This window comes from Dyella terrae (assembly GCF_004322705.1).
GTDB classification, from domain to species: Bacteria; Pseudomonadota; Gammaproteobacteria; order Xanthomonadales; family Rhodanobacteraceae; genus Dyella_D; species Dyella_D terrae.
This window is the reverse complement of record NZ_SIZZ01000002.1, coordinates 521,302-536,546: the sequence shown is the minus strand read 5'-3', so window position 1 is coordinate 536,546 and position 15,245 is coordinate 521,302. Positions and strand designations below refer to the sequence as shown.

Annotated in this window: 18 protein-coding genes, 1 tRNA gene and 1 other RNA gene; 18 read left to right on the top strand and 2 right to left on the bottom strand. The window is 65.1% G+C overall.

The window, feature by feature from the left end; translation table 11 throughout:
* Positions 1-24 precede the first annotated feature (24 nt).
* From rph to cydX, 11 genes are all read left to right on the top strand, one after another.
* Positions 25-768: a ribonuclease PH gene (gene rph, locus EYV96_RS13260; RefSeq protein ID WP_131152015.1), complete on the top strand. Its 744-nt coding sequence runs from the start codon at positions 25-27 to the stop codon at positions 766-768.
* A gap of 2 nt (positions 769-770) precedes the next feature.
* Positions 771-1,373: an RdgB/HAM1 family non-canonical purine NTP pyrophosphatase gene (rdgB, locus tag EYV96_RS13255; RefSeq protein WP_131152014.1), complete on the top strand. Its 603-nt coding sequence runs from the start codon at positions 771-773 to the stop codon at positions 1,371-1,373.
* Between the two features lie 4 nt (positions 1,374-1,377).
* Positions 1,378-2,541, top strand: coding sequence for a radical SAM family heme chaperone HemW (gene hemW / locus EYV96_RS13250; RefSeq protein ID WP_131152013.1), 1,164 nt, complete (start codon positions 1,378-1,380; stop codon positions 2,539-2,541).
* Between the two features lie 134 nt (positions 2,542-2,675).
* A complete protein-coding gene (locus tag EYV96_RS13245) occupies positions 2,676-4,949 on the top strand; it encodes a DUF1631 family protein (protein ID WP_131152012.1) in 2,274 nt (757 codons plus the stop codon).
* Positions 4,946-5,308 carry a PilZ domain-containing protein gene (locus EYV96_RS13240; protein ID WP_240732537.1) on the top strand — a complete coding sequence of 121 codons (363 nt, stop codon included), beginning with the start codon at positions 4,946-4,948 and terminating at the stop codon, positions 5,306-5,308. The genes EYV96_RS13245 and EYV96_RS13240 overlap by 4 nt, the downstream gene beginning before the upstream one ends.
* 87 nt (positions 5,309-5,395) lie before the next feature.
* Positions 5,396-6,718, top strand: coding sequence for a Xaa-Pro dipeptidase (gene pepQ, locus EYV96_RS13235; RefSeq protein ID WP_131152011.1), 1,323 nt, complete (start codon positions 5,396-5,398; stop codon positions 6,716-6,718).
* Between the two features lie 7 nt (positions 6,719-6,725).
* The gene (locus EYV96_RS13230; protein WP_131152010.1) at positions 6,726-7,193 is read left to right on the top strand and encodes a hypothetical protein; all 468 of its coding nucleotides are present in this window, start codon (positions 6,726-6,728) and stop codon (positions 7,191-7,193) included.
* 330 nt (positions 7,194-7,523) lie between these two features.
* The gene (gene cydP / locus EYV96_RS13225) at positions 7,524-7,748 is read left to right on the top strand and encodes a cytochrome oxidase putative small subunit CydP (RefSeq protein ID WP_131152009.1); all 225 of its coding nucleotides are present in this window, start codon (positions 7,524-7,526) and stop codon (positions 7,746-7,748) included.
* A complete protein-coding gene (locus EYV96_RS13220; protein WP_131152008.1) occupies positions 7,745-9,322 on the top strand; it encodes a cytochrome ubiquinol oxidase subunit I in 1,578 nt (525 codons plus the stop codon). Before cydP ends, EYV96_RS13220 begins: the two co-directional genes overlap by 4 nt.
* A gap of 10 nt (positions 9,323-9,332) precedes the next feature.
* A complete protein-coding gene (gene cydB, locus EYV96_RS13215; RefSeq protein WP_131152007.1) occupies positions 9,333-10,463 on the top strand; it encodes a cytochrome d ubiquinol oxidase subunit II in 1,131 nt (376 codons plus the stop codon).
* Between the two features lie 17 nt (positions 10,464-10,480).
* On the top strand, positions 10,481-10,612 hold the full coding sequence (cydX, locus tag EYV96_RS13210) for a cytochrome bd-I oxidase subunit CydX (RefSeq protein ID WP_131152006.1): 132 nt from the start codon (positions 10,481-10,483) through the stop codon (positions 10,610-10,612).
* A 34-nt stretch (positions 10,613-10,646) separates the two neighbouring features.
* Here cydX and EYV96_RS13205 read toward each other — a convergent pair whose 3' ends face one another.
* Positions 10,647-11,738: an aminopeptidase P family protein gene (locus EYV96_RS13205; RefSeq protein WP_165488678.1), complete on the bottom strand. Its 1,092-nt coding sequence runs from the start codon at positions 11,736-11,738 to the stop codon at positions 10,647-10,649.
* Positions 11,739-11,746: 8 nt separating this feature from the next.
* Here EYV96_RS13205 and EYV96_RS18795 point away from each other — a divergent pair.
* Positions 11,747-11,837, top strand: a tRNA-OTHER gene (locus tag EYV96_RS18795).
* Between the two features lie 116 nt (positions 11,838-11,953).
* Here EYV96_RS18795 and EYV96_RS13200 read toward each other — a convergent pair.
* The gene (locus EYV96_RS13200; RefSeq protein WP_131152004.1) at positions 11,954-12,523 is read right to left on the bottom strand and encodes a UPF0149 family protein; all 570 of its coding nucleotides are present in this window, start codon (positions 12,521-12,523) and stop codon (positions 11,954-11,956) included.
* Positions 12,524-12,624: 101 nt separating this feature from the next.
* Here EYV96_RS13200 and EYV96_RS13195 point away from each other — a divergent pair, with 101 nt between their 5' ends.
* The 6 genes from EYV96_RS13195 to rpiA all read left to right on the top strand — a co-directional run bounded on the left by EYV96_RS13195 (position 12,625) and on the right by rpiA (position 15,212).
* Positions 12,625-12,864, top strand: coding sequence for a TIGR02449 family protein (locus EYV96_RS13195; RefSeq protein ID WP_131152003.1), 240 nt, complete (start codon positions 12,625-12,627; stop codon positions 12,862-12,864).
* 8 nt (positions 12,865-12,872) lie between these two features.
* Entirely contained in the window at positions 12,873-13,178 is a 306-nt protein-coding gene (locus EYV96_RS13190; protein WP_131152002.1) for a cell division protein ZapA, read from the top strand.
* Between the two features lie 7 nt (positions 13,179-13,185).
* Positions 13,186-13,372, top strand: a non-coding RNA gene (gene ssrS / locus EYV96_RS13185) — 6S RNA.
* A gap of 103 nt (positions 13,373-13,475) precedes the next feature.
* Entirely contained in the window at positions 13,476-14,096 is a 621-nt protein-coding gene (locus EYV96_RS13180; protein WP_131152001.1) for a 5-formyltetrahydrofolate cyclo-ligase, read from the top strand.
* The gene (locus EYV96_RS13175) at positions 14,093-14,545 is read left to right on the top strand and encodes an EVE domain-containing protein (protein ID WP_131152000.1); all 453 of its coding nucleotides are present in this window, start codon (positions 14,093-14,095) and stop codon (positions 14,543-14,545) included. Before EYV96_RS13180 ends, EYV96_RS13175 begins: the two co-directional genes overlap by 4 nt.
* A gap of 28 nt (positions 14,546-14,573) precedes the next feature.
* Complete coding sequence (gene rpiA, locus EYV96_RS13170; RefSeq protein ID WP_131151999.1) at positions 14,574-15,212, top strand: ribose-5-phosphate isomerase RpiA; 639 nt, start codon at positions 14,574-14,576, stop codon at positions 15,210-15,212.
* The last annotated feature ends 33 nt before the right edge of the window (positions 15,213-15,245 follow it).

The following is a 15,245-nucleotide window of genomic DNA, read 5'->3' as shown; positions in this document are numbered from 1 at the left end:
CCCAATCAGGCCATCCAAGACCCCATGAATCAGCCCATCCTTCCCAGTGGCCGCCCCAGCGGCCGCGCCAGCGACCAGCTGCGCCCGGTCACCATCGAGCGCCATTTCACCCGCCATGCCGAAGGTTCGGTCCTGGTGAGCTTCGGCGATACCCGTGTCCTGTGCACCGCCAGCATCGAAGACCGCGTGCCGCCGTGGCTTCGTGGCAAGGGTGAAGGCTGGGTCACGGCCGAGTACGGCATGCTCCCGCGCGCCACCTCCAGCCGCACCCAGCGCGAAGCCGCGCGTGGCGGCCAGGGCGGCCGCACCATGGAAATCCAGCGTCTCATCGGCCGCAGCCTGCGCGCCTGCGTGGATCGCCAGGCCCTGGGCGAACGCGTCATCACCCTCGACTGCGACGTCATCCAGGCCGACGGCGGCACCCGTACGGCGGCCATCACCGGTGCTTACGTGGCCCTCGTGGATGCCGTGAACCTGCTGATGAAGCGCGAGAACCTGCGACGCAACCCGATTCTCGGCGCCATCGCCGCGGTCTCGGTCGGCGTCTACCAGGGCGTGCCGGTACTGGACCTGGATTACCTCGAAGACTCCGCGTGCGACACCGACATGAACGTCGTGATGAACGACGGCGGCGGTTTCATCGAGGTCCAGGGCACGGCCGAAGGCCACGCCTTCCGCCGCGACGAAATGAACGACATGCTGGCGCTGGCCGAAAAGGGCATCGCTGAGCTTGTCGCCGCCCAGCGCGCCGCCCTGGCCCAGGGCTGAGCATGGACAAGCGCATCGTCCTGGCCAGCAGCAATCGCGGCAAGCTCGCCGAGTTCAGTGCGCTGTTCGCCGAAAGCGGCATCGAAGTGGTCACGCAGGTGAGCCTGGGCGTGGAAGACGCCGAGGAAACCGGCCTGACCTTCGTCGAAAATGCGCTGCTCAAGGCGCGCCACGCCGCGCAGGCCACGGGTCTGCCGGCGCTCGCCGACGATTCGGGCCTGTGCGTGGCGCATCTGCACGGCGCGCCGGGCCTGTACTCGGCGCGCTACAGCGGTGTGCATGGCGATTCCGCGGCCAACAATGCGAAGTTGCTGCAGGACATGCGTGACGTGCCGACGCCGGCACGAGGCGCGTTTTTCATCTGCGTACTCGCCCTGGTTCAGCATGCCGACGATCCCGCGCCGCTCATCGCCGAGGGTCGCTGGCACGGTTGCGTGCTCGACTCGCCGCGTGGCCCGGGCGGGTTCGGTTACGACCCGTTGTTCCTGCCGGAGGGTCAGGCCCTCAGCGCCGCCGAACTCGAACCGGCCGTGAAGAACCGGTTGAGCCATCGCGGCCAGGCCATGGCCCTGTTGCGTGAGCGCTTGCGCCACGACATCGGTTGATTCCATGAGCATGCTGGCCCCGCCCCTGTCGCTGTACGTGCACATGCCCTGGTGCGTGAAGAAGTGCCCGTACTGCGACTTCAATTCGCACGGCGTGCGCGGCGAAGCGCCGCCTTACGCGCAGTACGTCGACCTGCTGCTGGCCGACCTGGACGCCGATCGCGCCGATTTCGCGCAGGCGCTCGAGGGGCGCGTCGTGCAAAGCATCTTTTTCGGCGGTGGTACGCCGAGCCTGTTCGCACCCGATCTGATTGCCCGCTTCCTTGACGGCGTACGCGAACGCGTGCCGCTGGCCGACGACGCCGAAATCACCCTGGAGACCAACCCGGGCACGGTCGAGCACGGACGTTTCGACGGCTATCTCACCGCCGGGGTCAACCGCCTATCGTTCGGCATACAGAGTTTCGACGATGCCAAGCTCGCGCGGCTCGGTCGCATCCACTCGGCCAGCGAGGCCGAAGCGGCGGTGAAGTCCGCCCAGGACGCGGGCTACGACAACTTCAACCTCGACTTGATGTATGCCCTGCCGGAGCAAGACCTGGCCGGCGCCCTGCACGATGTCGAGCGCGCGATCGCCCTGCAGCCGTCGCATATCTCCCATTACCAGCTGACCCTCGAACCCAACACGGCCTTCGCCGCCAACCCACCACCCCTGCCTGATGACGATCATGCCTGGGCGATGCAGGAAGCCTGCGAGCAGCGACTGGCCGAGGCCGGTTACGGGCAGTACGAGATCTCGGCGTACGCGCGACCGGGGCGTCGCTGCACGCATAACCTCAACTACTGGCAATTCGGCGACTACCTGGGCATCGGCGCCGGCGCGCACGGCAAGCTCAGCAACGTTGCCACCGGCGACATCCACCGTCGCTGGAAAACCCGCCACCCCCGCGCCTACCTCGATGCCGCGGGCGGCACGGGACTGGTCGGCGGCGACCATGTCGTTCCGGGGGACGAGCTTGCCTTCGAGTACATGCTCAATGCCCTGCGCCTGATCGACGGCGTTCCCATGGCCGAGTTCGCCCAGCGCACGGGCCTGCCCGCCGAGGCGATCGCCACCGCGCTGGCCGATGCCCGCCAGCGTGGATGGCTCCTCGCCAACGAGGATCGCCTACAGACCACGGCCCTCGGCCAGCGCTTCCTCAACGACGTCATCGGCCTGTTCCTCTGACCGGCCACCTGGCCGGATGCCCCCCATGGCATCCGGCCGACCGCTTCGCAAAAACCTCCCCCGTTCAGCCGATGGCATCGGCCCCAACTCCCCTTTATGCTTTGTGCCAACAGGGGAAAATCGGCGGTGCCGCTATGGATGTCGAACAGCAAGGTCGACGCCAGCCGTTTGCGTGGGGACGCAACGATCGCTTTGACAGCGAGCGCTGGGGACCGCGTACGCGACGGTTGGTGGAAGAGACCTACGCGCTATGCATCAGTTGGCTCGAAGCACCGCTGCGCATCTGCATCGCGGATGCCGAGCAACGCCTGTTTGCCGCCGCCGAACGCGCCCACAATCACATGGACCAGCAGGTCCACTTGACCGTTCGCCAGCAACTGCAGGCAAATCGCAGCACCCTGGAACAACATTTCGCGGCCGCCCTGCGTCGCCGTTTCGGTCACCTGGGCGAGGAAGTCGATGCCATCACGACGTCGGCCCATCAACCCCTGAGCCTGGTCGAACAGAGTGACCACGAACAGACCGTCGCGCTGGGCAAGCTGGCCGCCCGCGGCGAGTCGCGCAACGCCACCCTGTTGTTCGAACTCGGTTATCGCTTCGCCGTCCTGGTGAGCATGCCGCCCCTGGAAGGACTGGCCCTGCCGCTTGGCCCGCACGCGATGGCACGCGCCTTCCACGATGCCGGCCAGTTCATCGACATGCCCGTGCAGCATCGCCTGATGCTGCTGGACAGTTTCGAGTCGGCCGTGTCCAGTCATCTGGCCACGCTGTATGAAACGGTCAACCAGCATCTGGTAGGCGACGGCATCTTGCCGCAGCTGCGCGCCTTCCCGGTGGTGCGGCAGCCGGAACGTCAGCGCACCGCCTCAGCGGCCGCGCCGCGCGAACGCGCCCCTGAACCCACGCCTGAGCCGGCGCCGGAAGCCGCCCCGGTTGCCGCGAGCCAGCATCCCGACCACATCGCCGTGCTCGACAGCCTGCGCGAAATGCTGGCCCGCCAGCGCAGCGGTTACGGCACCATGCCCGCCGGCGGCCGCCCCGCGACACCGGAAGAACTCGAACTCGCGCTCGGCGCCGTCCAGCATCACCTGGCCCATGTGACCGAACAGGCTACGCGCGAGCTGCAAAGCGCCCAGCGCTTGCGCGAAGAGCTGCTGATGCAGCTCAACGCCGGCAAGACGCCGGATGCGCAACGCACGCATCTTTCGGCAGAACAGAACGACACGGTTGAACTGGTCAGCCTGCTGTTCGACCAGCTCGGCAACCAGCTCAACAAGGGCAGCAACGCCCACTCCCTGCTCGGCGAGCTGCAGCTTCCCCTGCTACGCATGGCCGTCACGGATCGCGGTTTCTTCGATCAGCGCGAACATCCCGCGCGCAAATTGCTTGGCACCGTCGCCGAAGCCGCCAACGACTGGCTGGATGGCTCCGAAGGCGATCCGGATCGCGGTCTCTCCACCAAGCTTTCGCAACTGGTCGAACGCGCACGCCGCGAGCCGCCGAGCACCGGCCTCTACACCAGTTTGCTAGCCGACATCGAACATCACCTGGGCATGCTCAACCGCAAGGCGCAGATCGCCGAACGGCGGCAGATCGAGGCCATGCAGGGTCGCGAGCGCCTGGAACTGGCCCGTCGCCAGGCCGCGCGCCTGATGGCCGAACGTTTCGAACTCAATCCCCCGCGCGGACTGCTGCGCACCCTGCTCGAACGCGCCTGGTCCGATGTCCTCGCACTGACGCTCCTGCGCAACGGCGAAGAGAGTGACGTGTTCGCCGCGCGCCTGCGCATCACCGATCAGCTGCTCGGCCGATTGCCGGTCGATGATCGCGAACGCCTGCTGCAGGAAGTCGAAACCGGTCTGCAGCAGATCGGCATGCACGCTGACGAAGCCAATCAGGTGGCGCAGCGGCTCGCCGGCGTGCCGGACAGCGCGCCGGCAGGCACCAAAGACAAGGACGACGCGCCCACGGCCACCGGCCTGGCCATGAAGCTCAAGCAGCATCAGCGGCTGGGCGAACACCAGGTTTCCAGCGAGTCCGTGCAGGCACCCGCCGCCCCCCAGTCACCGCACGTGCCGACGCCATCCGAGCAGCGCATTCACGAACACTTGCGAAAATTGCCGTTCGGTAGCTGGTTCGAGTTTATCGACCCGGCCAGTGGGCGCATCACGCCACGCAAGCTTGCGTGGTATTCGCCCGTCTCGGGCAACAGCCTGTTCGTCACGCGCCGCGGCCTGCGCAGCGAAGAGATTTCGCTGGAGCGACTGGCGCATGAAATGGCCAGCGGCCGCGTCCGCGAAGCCGTGAAGTCGCGCGACAGCCTGCTCGATCGCGCCATGCACGCGCTCACGGGCAGCCTGCGCAGCGCGGCAAGCCCGGCCGACGAATCGAAGGACGCGCAGTCGTGACCCAGAACATCACCTCGATCGACCAGCGCCGCGCGCAGCGCAAACGCGCCAATTTCACCGTCGTGGTGTCTGACACCATCAACCAGCGCCCGCTCGGGCACTTGGGCAACATTTCCGCAAGCGGCCTGCTGATCATCAGCGTGTATCCGCCGCGCAATGAGGCCGTCTACCAGGTCAGCCTGACCCTGCCGGGGCTCACGCAGCACCCGCAGGCCATCGACCTGGGCATCCAGGAGCAATGGCACGAAGCGGCATCCAATCCGGGCCAGATCTGGTCGGGATACCGCATCATTGCCATCAGCCCCACGGACGCGGCGGTGCTGGATGCGTGGCTGGAATTGCCCGGGAGTCGCGGCTAGTCGTCCCGTCCATGGCTGGCACCGCCAGCCCAACCGCGCGATCATGACCTGTCCCCAACGCCTCGCGGCGCCACGCCAGGAATCCCCATGATCGACCTGCTTGCCCTGCACTATCCCGACCATATCGCCACGCTGCGCGACCGCGCGGACAAGGCTCTTGCCAAGGGTGGTTTCGATCATCTCGTGATCGCCGCCGGCGCACCGATCCGCAAATTCCTGGACGACCAGGATTACCCTTTCGTCGCCAGCCCGCATTTCAAGCAGTGGCTGCCGCTGACCGATGCACCCGGCAGCTGGATCGTGCACACGCCAGGCAAGAAGACCCGGCTGATTTTCCTGCAACCGCACGATTACTGGCACGTGGTGCCGGAAGCGCCCAGTGGCTACTGGGCCGGGCAGTTCGACATCACCATCGTGCGCACGCCGGAGGAAGGCATCGCGCAACTGCCGGGCGCCGAAACGCGTCGTGCCGTCATTGCCGCGGATTACCCGGTGATGAAGGGGATGGAGCCGAACAATCCGCCAAAGGTGCTCGACTATCTGCACTGGCATCGCTCGTACAAGACGCCGTACGAACTCGACCTGATGCGTGAAGCCAGCCGCGTGGGTGCGCGAGCGCATCACGCCGCCGAACAGGCGTTCCGCGCCGGCGAAAGCGAGCTGGGTATCCACCAGGCTTATCTGCAGGCTGCGCAGGCCATCGATGCCGAACTGCCCTACAGCAGCATCGTGGGCCTCAACGAACACGGCGCGGTGCTGCACTACACGCACTTCGACCGCGTCGCGCCCGAGCACAGTCGTTCGTTCCTGATCGATGCCGGCGCCAGCTGCGCGGGTTACGCCAGCGACATCACGCGCACGTACGCGGGTGTCGGACACATGGAGTTCCAGGCCCTGATCGACAGTGTCGAGAAGGCGCAGCTTGGATTCGTCGACAAGGTGCGCGCGGGCCAGAGTTATCCCGAGCTGCACATCCATGCGCACCACGTGCTTGCGGACGTGCTGCGCGAGCACGGCATCATCCGGATGAGCGCGGAAAGCGCCGTCGCGCAGGGCGTCAGCGCCGCATTTTTCCCGCATGGCCTTGGCCACCCCATTGGCTTGCAGGTGCACGACGTGGCCGGCTTCCAGCAAAGCGAAGACGGTGGCAGCATCCCGCGCCCGGAGGGCCACCCCTACCTGCGCATGACGCGTGTGCTCGAGCCGGGCATGGTGGTGACGATCGAGCCGGGCCTGTACTTCATCGACATGCTGCTGGACGAACTGCGCGGCAAGCCGTTCGCCGGCGACATCGACTGGGCCCGCATCGACGCTTTCCGTCCCTACGGCGGTATTCGCATCGAAGACGATGTCGTGTGCACCGATGGCGCACCGGAAAACCTCACCCGCAACGCCTTCGGCCTGATCTGACCCGTCCATGAGCACCCCCGAACCCCTGCAGGGACCTGCCCCGCTGCCGCCCACCACCGGCGGCAAGCGTCGCGGCGCAGGGTTCTGGATCGCCGTCGGAGCCGGCGTGGTGGCGCTCGTCGCCGCCTGCGCGGGCGCGGTCGCCTGGTGGGGCTGGGACGCCTTCACCGACCAGGCGCGCAGCGCGATGGCCGTGCACCCGACCGTGATCGAACACATTGGCACGATTCGCGAGATGGACGTCGACTGGACGGCTACGGGCGCAGAGCCCGACGACGACACCTTTGCGTTTCATCTCTATGGTGACCACGGCAGCGGCATGGTGATCGCACGTTTCGTGACCGTCGACAGCGATCACGAGCGCATCGACAGCGGCACCCTGACGATGGACAACGGGCCGCGTGTGTCGCTTGCGCCGCAAGACGATGGCGATGTGCTGGACATGGATGAGGATGGGCAGGAGGATGCGGAGTAGGTCTCTGCTCCTCACTACACTTCCGCGGCAAAGACATACATGCCAGTGGCGCCCCCACACTCACGCCGTCATTCCGGCGCAGGCCGGAATCCATTGGCGAACGCGTGCAGGAACGAGCTATCGCTGACGGCCTGTTGATCCGGCCAAGCTCACTCGGAAGCGCATTCGCACCATCATCGTGTCCGCCGATGGATTCCGGCTTTCGCCGGAATGACGGCAATGCGGGATAGCCTCGCACGGCGATGGTGCCTGGCCCCTGCGACATTCATTCGCAAGACTTGCACATCAAGCGAGCGTATTCTCGCCGAAGCTGAATCACGGGAACGTCACATGTCGAGCCCGCAAGTCCTGGAAGTCAGCGCACCGGATGACCGGACGCTTCGTCGTCTGGCGCGAAAACTGATCCTGCTGGTCATCGCCAAAATCGTGGTACTGACCGCGATCTGGTGGATCGCCATCGCGCCGCATCCGCGCCCCGACACCCGTCCGGCCGCCATTGAGCAACTGCTCGCACCAGCCCACTCATCCACCGCCACGAACACAGGCCATCCATGATCATCGATGCCGATGTCGTTGTCCTGTCGCGCCTGCAATTTGCGCTGACAGCGCTGTATCACTTCCTGTTCGTACCACTGACGCTCGGTTTGGTGTGGATGCTCGCCATCATGGAGAGCGTCTATGTGATGACCAGGCGAGAAGTGTGGCGGCGCATGACCCAGTTCTGGGGCGTGCTGTTCGGCATCAACTTCGCCATGGGCGTGGCGACGGGCATCACCATGGAATTCCAGTTCGGCATGAACTGGGCCTACTACGCGCACTACGTCGGCGACGTGTTCGGCACGCCGCTGGCGATCGAAGGCCTCATGGCGTTCTTCCTCGAAGGCACGCTGATCGGCGTGTTTTTCATGGGCTGGCAGCGCATTTCGCCCGTCAAGCATTTGCTGGTGACATGGTTCCTCGCGCTGGCCACGAGCTTGTCGGCTTTGTGGATTCTCGTTGCCAATGGCTGGATGCAGAACCCGGTGGGTTCGGCCTTCAATCCCGAAACCATGCGCATGGAAGTCACATCTTTCAGCGAGGTGTTCTTCAACCCGGTGGCGCAGGCCAAGTTCGTGCACACGGTGAGCGCGGGCTACGTGCTTGGTGCGATGTTCGTTCTGTCGATCAGCGCCTGGTACTTGCTGCGTGGTCGCAACGTGGACTTCGCCAAGCGGTCGATGACGGTCGCCGCGAGCTTCGGCCTGGCCGCCGCGCTTTCCGTCGTCGTCCTTGGCGATGAATCCGGTTACGCCGTTTCGGAAAACCAAAAGATGAAGATGGCCGCGATCGAGGCCATGTGGGAAACGGAACCCGCACCCGCTTCGTTCACCGTCTTCGGCATCCCGGACGTAGAAAACCGCACGACGCATTACGCGCTTCGCCTGCCCTGGGTCATGGGCCTGATCGGCACGCGCTCGATCGACAAGCCCATTCCCGGCATCGCCAATCTGGTTGAGGACACCAAAGGCAAGATCAGCAACGGCATCCTCGCGTACGACGCGATGCTCGTGCTGCGCGAAGACAAGAACAACGCGCAGGCCAAGGCCATCCTTGCCGCGCATGATCGCGACCTCGGCTACGCCTTGCTGCTCAAGCACTTCGTCGAAGATCCGCGCAAGGCGACACCGGAGGACATCCAGAAGGCAGCGAACAGCACCATCCCGAATGTGCCTGTGCTGTTCTGGGCGTTCCGCATCATGGTGGCCTGCGGGTTCTACTTCATTTTCCTGTTCGGCTATTCGTTCTGGCTGGCCAGCAAGCGCCGACTTGATGAAAACCGCTGGTATCTCAAGCTGGCCTTGTGGAGCCTGCCACTTCCCTGGGTAGCGGCCGAACTGGGCTGGATCGTGGCCGAGTACGGGCGCCAGCCATGGGCGATCGAGGGCATCCTGCCGACCTCCCTGGGCGTGTCGTCGGTGACGGCGGGACAGGTGTGGACGTCGCTCGCCGGCTTCGTACTGTTCTACAGCGCGCTGGCGATCATCGATGCGACGCTGATGGTGAAGTTCGTGCGCAAGGGGCCGGATGGCCTCGGCCTGTGGCCCATCGTGCGCCGCAACGCCTCCGAACAACCCAGCCTGCAGGATTGAGGAGAACACCATGTTCGAACTCGACACGTTGCGCGTCATCTGGTGGGCATTGCTTGGCGCGCTCCTCATTGGCTTCGCCGTCATGGACGGCTACGACTTCGGCCTTGCCGCCCTGCTGCGCATCCTCGGACGCGACTCCGACGAACGCCACGTTCTGCTCGAAACCGTCGAACCGACCTGGGAAGGCAACCAGGTGTGGTTCATCCTGGGCGGCGGTGCATCCTTCGCTGCCTGGCCGATGCTTTACGCCGTCTCCTTCTCCGGCATGTATCTCGCGATCGCGCTGGTGCTGCTGGCCTTCATCCTGCGACCTGTGGGCTTCAATTTTCGCGGCAAGGTCGAGCACACGCGCTGGCAGGATCTGTGGGACTGGGTGCTGGTCGCCTCGGGTGTCGTCGTGATGCTTGTTTCCGGCGTGGCGTTCGGCAACCTGTTCCTGGGGGTGCCGTTCAAGCTGGATGACGATCTGCGCATGACCTGGGAGGGCGGCTTCTTCAACCTTCTGCATCCCTTTGCGCTGGTGACCGGCCTGGTCTCGATCACCATGCTGCTGGCGCACGGCGCGGCCTGGGCGGCGCTCAAGGCGGACAACAGCATCGCCGTTCGAGCCGCGCGCATCGCCCGACTCGCTTGCGTCGCCTGGGCCGTGCTGTATGTAGCCGCCGGCGTCTGGCTCGCCTACGGGCTGCCGGGTTACGCCATCGCCAGCACGGTCGAACCGAATGGCGTGTCCAATCCGCTCTTCAAGCAAGTGGCCGTCGGCGGAAGCTGGTTCGCCAGCTACATGCAGTACCCGGCATTCTGGCTGGCACCGATCGCGGCATTTTTCGGCGCGCTCGTGCTGCAATGGCAGGTGGGCAAGCTGGGAGTCATGGGTTTCATCGGCAGCAGTCTGATGGTGATCGGCACGATCCTGTCGGCAGGTTTCGCGCTATTTCCCTTCCTGCTGCCGTCGAGCCTGGATCCGCGTTCGAGCCTCACGGTGTGGGACGCCTCGTCCAGCCGCAGCACGTTGCAACTGATGCTGTTCGCGACCGTGATTTTTCTGCCCCTGATTCTTCTTTACACCTCGTGGGTGTTTCGCGTGATGCGTGGACGCGTCACGCTCGAGCACGTACGCGAATCGCGCAGCGACTACTGACCTCCCGGAGAACGCGCATGTGGTATTTCAGCTGGATTCTTGGCCTGGGCCTGGCGTGTGCTTTCGGCATCCTCAACGCGATGTGGTACGAAGTGCACGCCACGGACGAGGCGCATCGCCGCATCGACGAGGATGCATCGGACGTCTGAAGGATGAGGCTGCCCGTCAGGCACGGGCAGCCCTTCAGCGTTGCGCCAGCAACGCCTCGACCGCCTCGGCTTCGCGCGGCACGGCATCGGTCAGCACTTCATGGCCGTCGCGAGTTACCGCCACATCGTCCTCGATGCGAATGCCGATGCCGCGCCATCGCTCGGGTACCGTGCGGTCCTGCGGTGGAATGTAGATACCCGGCTCAACTGTCACCACCATGCCGGGCTCCAGCACGCGCGGCTCGCCGTCGATGCGGTAATCGCCGACGTCATGCACGTCCAGGCCCAGCCAATGGCCCGTCTTGGCGGGATAGAAGCGCTTGTAGCTGCCATCGGCGATGGCCGTATCGGCATCGCCCTGCAGGACGCCCAGCGAGCACAATCCTTCGGCGATCATCCGCACCGCCACTTCATGCGCCGCACTGAACGCCTGACCGGGCCGAACCTCGTCGATAGCCGCCTGCTGCGCCGCCAGCACCACTTCGTACAGCGCGCGCTGCTCGCGGGAAAAGCGCCCATTGACGGGGAAGGTGCGGCTGATATCGGACGCATAGCAATCGAGCTCCGCGCCAGCATCGATCAGCAGCAGGTCGCCATCGCGCAGCGGGGCGCGGTTGGCCTGGTAGTGCATGACACAGGCATTGGCACCTGCGGCGACGATGGGCGTAAACGCCGGCACCGCACCCTTGCCACGCATGGTGCGCACCAGCTCGGCCTCGATCTCGTACTCAAAGCGGCCCGGCGTCGCCAGCTGCATGGCGGCCAGATGCGCGTCGGCAGCGATGGCAGCCGAACCACGCATCAGGCGTAGCTCGTTGCGCGATTTGTAAAGGCGCAGGTCGTGCAGCAAATGACCCAGCGCGACGAATTCCTTCGGCACGACACCGCCGCCACGCAACTGGCGCAGGCGGCGCATCCATCCGAGCAGGCGGGCGTCGAACTCGGGCTCGCGGCCAAAGTGGCAGTACACCCGTGCCCTGCCTTCGATCATGCCCGGCAGGATGTCGTCGATGTCATCGATCGGGAAGGCGTCGTCCATGCCATGGACGGATACGGAACGTTCGGTGCCGATGGATTCGCCGTGCCAGCGCTCGTGCTCGTCATCGCGCTCGCGGCAGAACAACACGACTTCGCCGTGTTGTCGGCCAGGCAGGAGCGCCAGTACGGCGTCGGGCTCGGGAAACCCCGAAAGGTAATGCAGGTCCGAATCCTGCCGGTACGGCCAGGCCGCATCGGCATTGCGCATGCGCTCCGGGGCGGCTGCCACCAGCAGGACCGCGTCCTCGCCAGCCATTTTCATGAGCTGGCGGCGGCGACGGGCGTATTCGTCGGGCAGGATGCTCAATGCAGGGTGTCACCGGTGGGCTTGTTGCGGCCGCCCACGCATTCGGCGTGCAGCAACATGGCGCCAATGCGCACGAATTCGTGCACTTCGATCAGCGAATCCTCGTCCTCGGATTCATCACCGAACTCGAAGCTGGACGCAGCGATCGCACCGAAGTCCTTGAGGATTTCCTGGGCTTCTTCCGACAGCTTGGCGTGTTTGTCCGCGCCAGCCAGACCAAACCCACCGAGAAAGCCGCGGCACCAATCGACCAGGGCCTCGGCGCGTTCTTCCAGCGAGCGGTCGTCCGGCGGCAGCAAGGGTTCGAAGCCCAGCTCCGGATCGGCCAGTTCTTCTTCGCTCTGCTTGACCACGCGGTCAAGCATGGCCTGGTCGGATGCGCCCGGCTGAACGATATCGTCGCCATCCAGATGCAGCACGGCCAGCAGCGATTGCCGCTCGATGCGACCGCCGCCCGCCAGGAAGCCACAAAGGGAGCCATGCAGTTCGCTGGCCTCGACGGCCAGCTTCAGGCGCAGGGCAACGCCGTCGAGGTCTTCGTAGGCGATGGGTTCGAGTGTGGTCATGGTGGGGCTCCTTCGGGTACGCAAGAGAGTTTAAGGGGTGTGACCGAAAAGGCGTGAGCCTCCTCCTTTCCCGGCTTCGCTCCCCTGCTATAGTCATTGCCATGACCGCTTCCGACACCGCCAGGCCTGATCCCATCAGGCAAGAGATCGCCGCCCTGGGCGAACAGGTTGATCGCCTGCTCGATACCGTGCGTCGGCTCAACGAGGAAAACCGCAGCCTGCGCCACAGCCAGGAACAGCTGGCCAACGAGCGGGCGGGCCTCATGGCGCGCAACGAGCAGGCGCGCAGCCGTGTCGAAGCGATGATCCAGCGCCTGAAGGCGCTCGAGAACAATAACTGAGCGTACCCATGAGCACCCCGAGCGAACCGGTAGCACTCCGGCTGATCGACCGTGAATTCCTGATCGCCTGCGCCCCGGAAGAGCGCGACGGGCTGCTGGAATCGGCGGCCTATCTGGACCGCAAGATGCGTGAACTGCGCGCCAACGCCAAAACGCCGGGTTTCGACCGCCTCGCGGTCCTGGCCGCCATCAGCATCACGCACGAGTTCCTGGCCCTGCGCAAGCAACACTCCGGCCAGGATGTCAATGTGGGCGATAGTCTTGCGGCGCTTCGTCGCAAGCTTGAAGCGGCTCTCGAGGGCCAAGTAAAATAGTCCTCGGCGTTATCTGCGGTGTGCGCCAGCACACTCTTACATTTGCCTTGTTCCTAAATACGGCCCCGGGTCGGCTTTTCATCGGCTGTTGTGCATGTCCGCTGCGTGCGGAAAGCCTTGAGGCCATGTAGCTCTCCCACCTGATCCATCGTGGATCAAGGTCGTTTGGTGGGCAGCGGCATCGCGGTTAACGCCACCTTTTTTACCGCTACGGCCGAGCTTGTTCCGACATCGGCCGGGCCCGCGGAACCGCCCGCAGCAGCCGCTGCGGGCGTTCTCTTGAGGAGATGCGTCACCGTGGACGCCACCGCCCAGCGACGCGAACTGCGCCAGCAGCTGGCTGAACGCCGCCGCGCCCTCACGCCCGCCCAGCGCATCGCCGCGGCCCAGGGCCTGCGCCGCAGCCTCGATCAGCTTCCTGAATACCTCACCGATCTGCGCGTGGCCGGCTATTGGGCCACCAATGGCGAGCTGCCCCTGAATCTGGTCATTCCGCCTCTGGCCGGGCGTGGCCAGCAGTTCCTGCTTCCGGTGATCGGCCCGGGAACACGCCTGCAGTTTGCCCCCTGGCAAAACGGCGAAGACGTCCAGCCCAACCGCTACGGCATCCCTGAACCGGTGGATCCGCGCGAGCTGCTGGAGCCGTTCCAGCTGGACCTGGTGCTGGTTCCCTTGATGGCCTTTGACCGCCGCGGCGGCCGCCTGGGCTACGGCGGCGGCTATTACGACCGCAGCTTCGCCTTCCTCAATGACCAGGTCCGCCCTACCGAACCCCTGCTGGTCGGCATCGGTTACGCCTTCCAGGAGCTCGACCATATCGAGCAGGCCGACTGGGACGTGCCGCTGGATTTCATCGCCACCGACCAGGAACTGATCGACTGCCACGCCGGCAGCGAAAATGGAGCTGCTGACGCATGAACTACTGGCTTATGAAGTCCGAGCCGGACGCTTTCTCCATCGACGACCTGAAGAAGAAGGGCCAGGAGCACTGGGACGGCGTCCGCAATTACCAGGCGCGCAACTACATGCGCGACGGCATGCGCGTGGGCGACAAGATTTTCTTCTATCACTCCAACTGCGCGGAACCCGGCATCGTCGGCATCGCCGAAGTGGCCACCGAGGCTTACCCGGATGCCAGCCAGTTCGACCCCAAGAGCAACTATTTCGATCCGGGCGCGTCGCACGACAAGCCGCGCTGGATGCTGGTGGACGTTAAGTTCGTGAAGAAGCTCAAGCGGACCATTTCGCTGAAGGAGCTCCAGGCCGAGCCGGCCCTGGCCGAGATGCCGCTGGTCAAAAAGGGCAACCGTCTCTCCGTCATGCCCGTGAGCGCCGCCGACTGGCGCCACATCGTCGGCATGGAATGAATTTTCCCTCCTTCCGGAACGCATCGTCATGAGCGCTAACGAGAAAAAACTGGCCGGCGAAGCCGCCATCCGCTTCGTCGAGGACAATGCCATCGTCGGTGTGGGCACGGGCTCGACCGTCGCCTTCTTCATCGACGCCCTGGCGGACCTCAAGGACCGCATTCAGGGTGCGGTATCTAGCTCCGAACAGTCCACCGCGCACCTCAAGCGCCTGGGCATCCCGGTGCTGGACCTGAATTCGACAGGCGCCCTGTCCCTCTACGTCGATGGCGCCGACGAATGCGATCCGCACAAGCGCCTGATCAAGGGCGGCGGCGCGGCACTGACGCGCGAAAAGATCATCGCCGCAGCCAGCGACAAGTTCGTCTGCATCATCGACTCGGGCAAGCGCGTGAACCTGCTGGGCAAGTTCCCGCTGCCGATCGAGGTCATTCCGATGGCCCGCAGCCTGGTCGGTCGCGAGATCGCCAAGCGCGGCGGCAGCCCGGTGTGGCGCGATGGCGTGGTCACCGACAACGGCAACTGGATCATCGACGTGCACGGCTGGCAGATCGCCGATCCGGTGGGCCTGGAGAAGGATCTCAACCAGATCCCGGGCATCGTCACGGTCGGTTTGTTTGCCCAGCGCGCCGCTGACGTGGTGCTGGTAGGCGACAAGCAGATCTGAGCGGATCATCCATGGCTCAAAAAAAAGGCGCCC

Coding starts and splice junctions, on each gene's coding strand:
- rph (WP_131152015.1), top strand. CDS start 25: ATGAATCAGCCCATCCTTCCCAGTGGCCGCCCCAGCGGCCGCGCCAGC.
- rdgB (WP_131152014.1), top strand. CDS start 771: ATGGACAAGCGCATCGTCCTGGCCAGCAGCAATCGCGGCAAGCTCGCC.
- hemW (WP_131152013.1), top strand. CDS start 1,378: ATGAGCATGCTGGCCCCGCCCCTGTCGCTGTACGTGCACATGCCCTGG.
- EYV96_RS13245 (WP_131152012.1), top strand. CDS start 2,676: ATGGATGTCGAACAGCAAGGTCGACGCCAGCCGTTTGCGTGGGGACGC.
- pepQ (WP_131152011.1), top strand. CDS start 5,396: ATGATCGACCTGCTTGCCCTGCACTATCCCGACCATATCGCCACGCTG.
- EYV96_RS13230 (WP_131152010.1), top strand. CDS start 6,726: ATGAGCACCCCCGAACCCCTGCAGGGACCTGCCCCGCTGCCGCCCACC.
- cydP (WP_131152009.1), top strand. CDS start 7,524: ATGTCGAGCCCGCAAGTCCTGGAAGTCAGCGCACCGGATGACCGGACG.
- EYV96_RS13220 (WP_131152008.1), top strand. CDS start 7,745: ATGATCATCGATGCCGATGTCGTTGTCCTGTCGCGCCTGCAATTTGCG.
- cydB (WP_131152007.1), top strand. CDS start 9,333: ATGTTCGAACTCGACACGTTGCGCGTCATCTGGTGGGCATTGCTTGGC.
- cydX (WP_131152006.1), top strand. CDS start 10,481: ATGTGGTATTTCAGCTGGATTCTTGGCCTGGGCCTGGCGTGTGCTTTC.
- EYV96_RS13200 (WP_131152004.1), bottom strand. CDS start 12,523: ATGACCACACTCGAACCCATCGCCTACGAAGACCTCGACGGCGTTGCC.
- EYV96_RS13195 (WP_131152003.1), top strand. CDS start 12,625: ATGACCGCTTCCGACACCGCCAGGCCTGATCCCATCAGGCAAGAGATC.
- EYV96_RS13190 (WP_131152002.1), top strand. CDS start 12,873: ATGAGCACCCCGAGCGAACCGGTAGCACTCCGGCTGATCGACCGTGAA.
- EYV96_RS13175 (WP_131152000.1), top strand. CDS start 14,093: ATGAACTACTGGCTTATGAAGTCCGAGCCGGACGCTTTCTCCATCGAC.
- rpiA (WP_131151999.1), top strand. CDS start 14,574: ATGAGCGCTAACGAGAAAAAACTGGCCGGCGAAGCCGCCATCCGCTTC.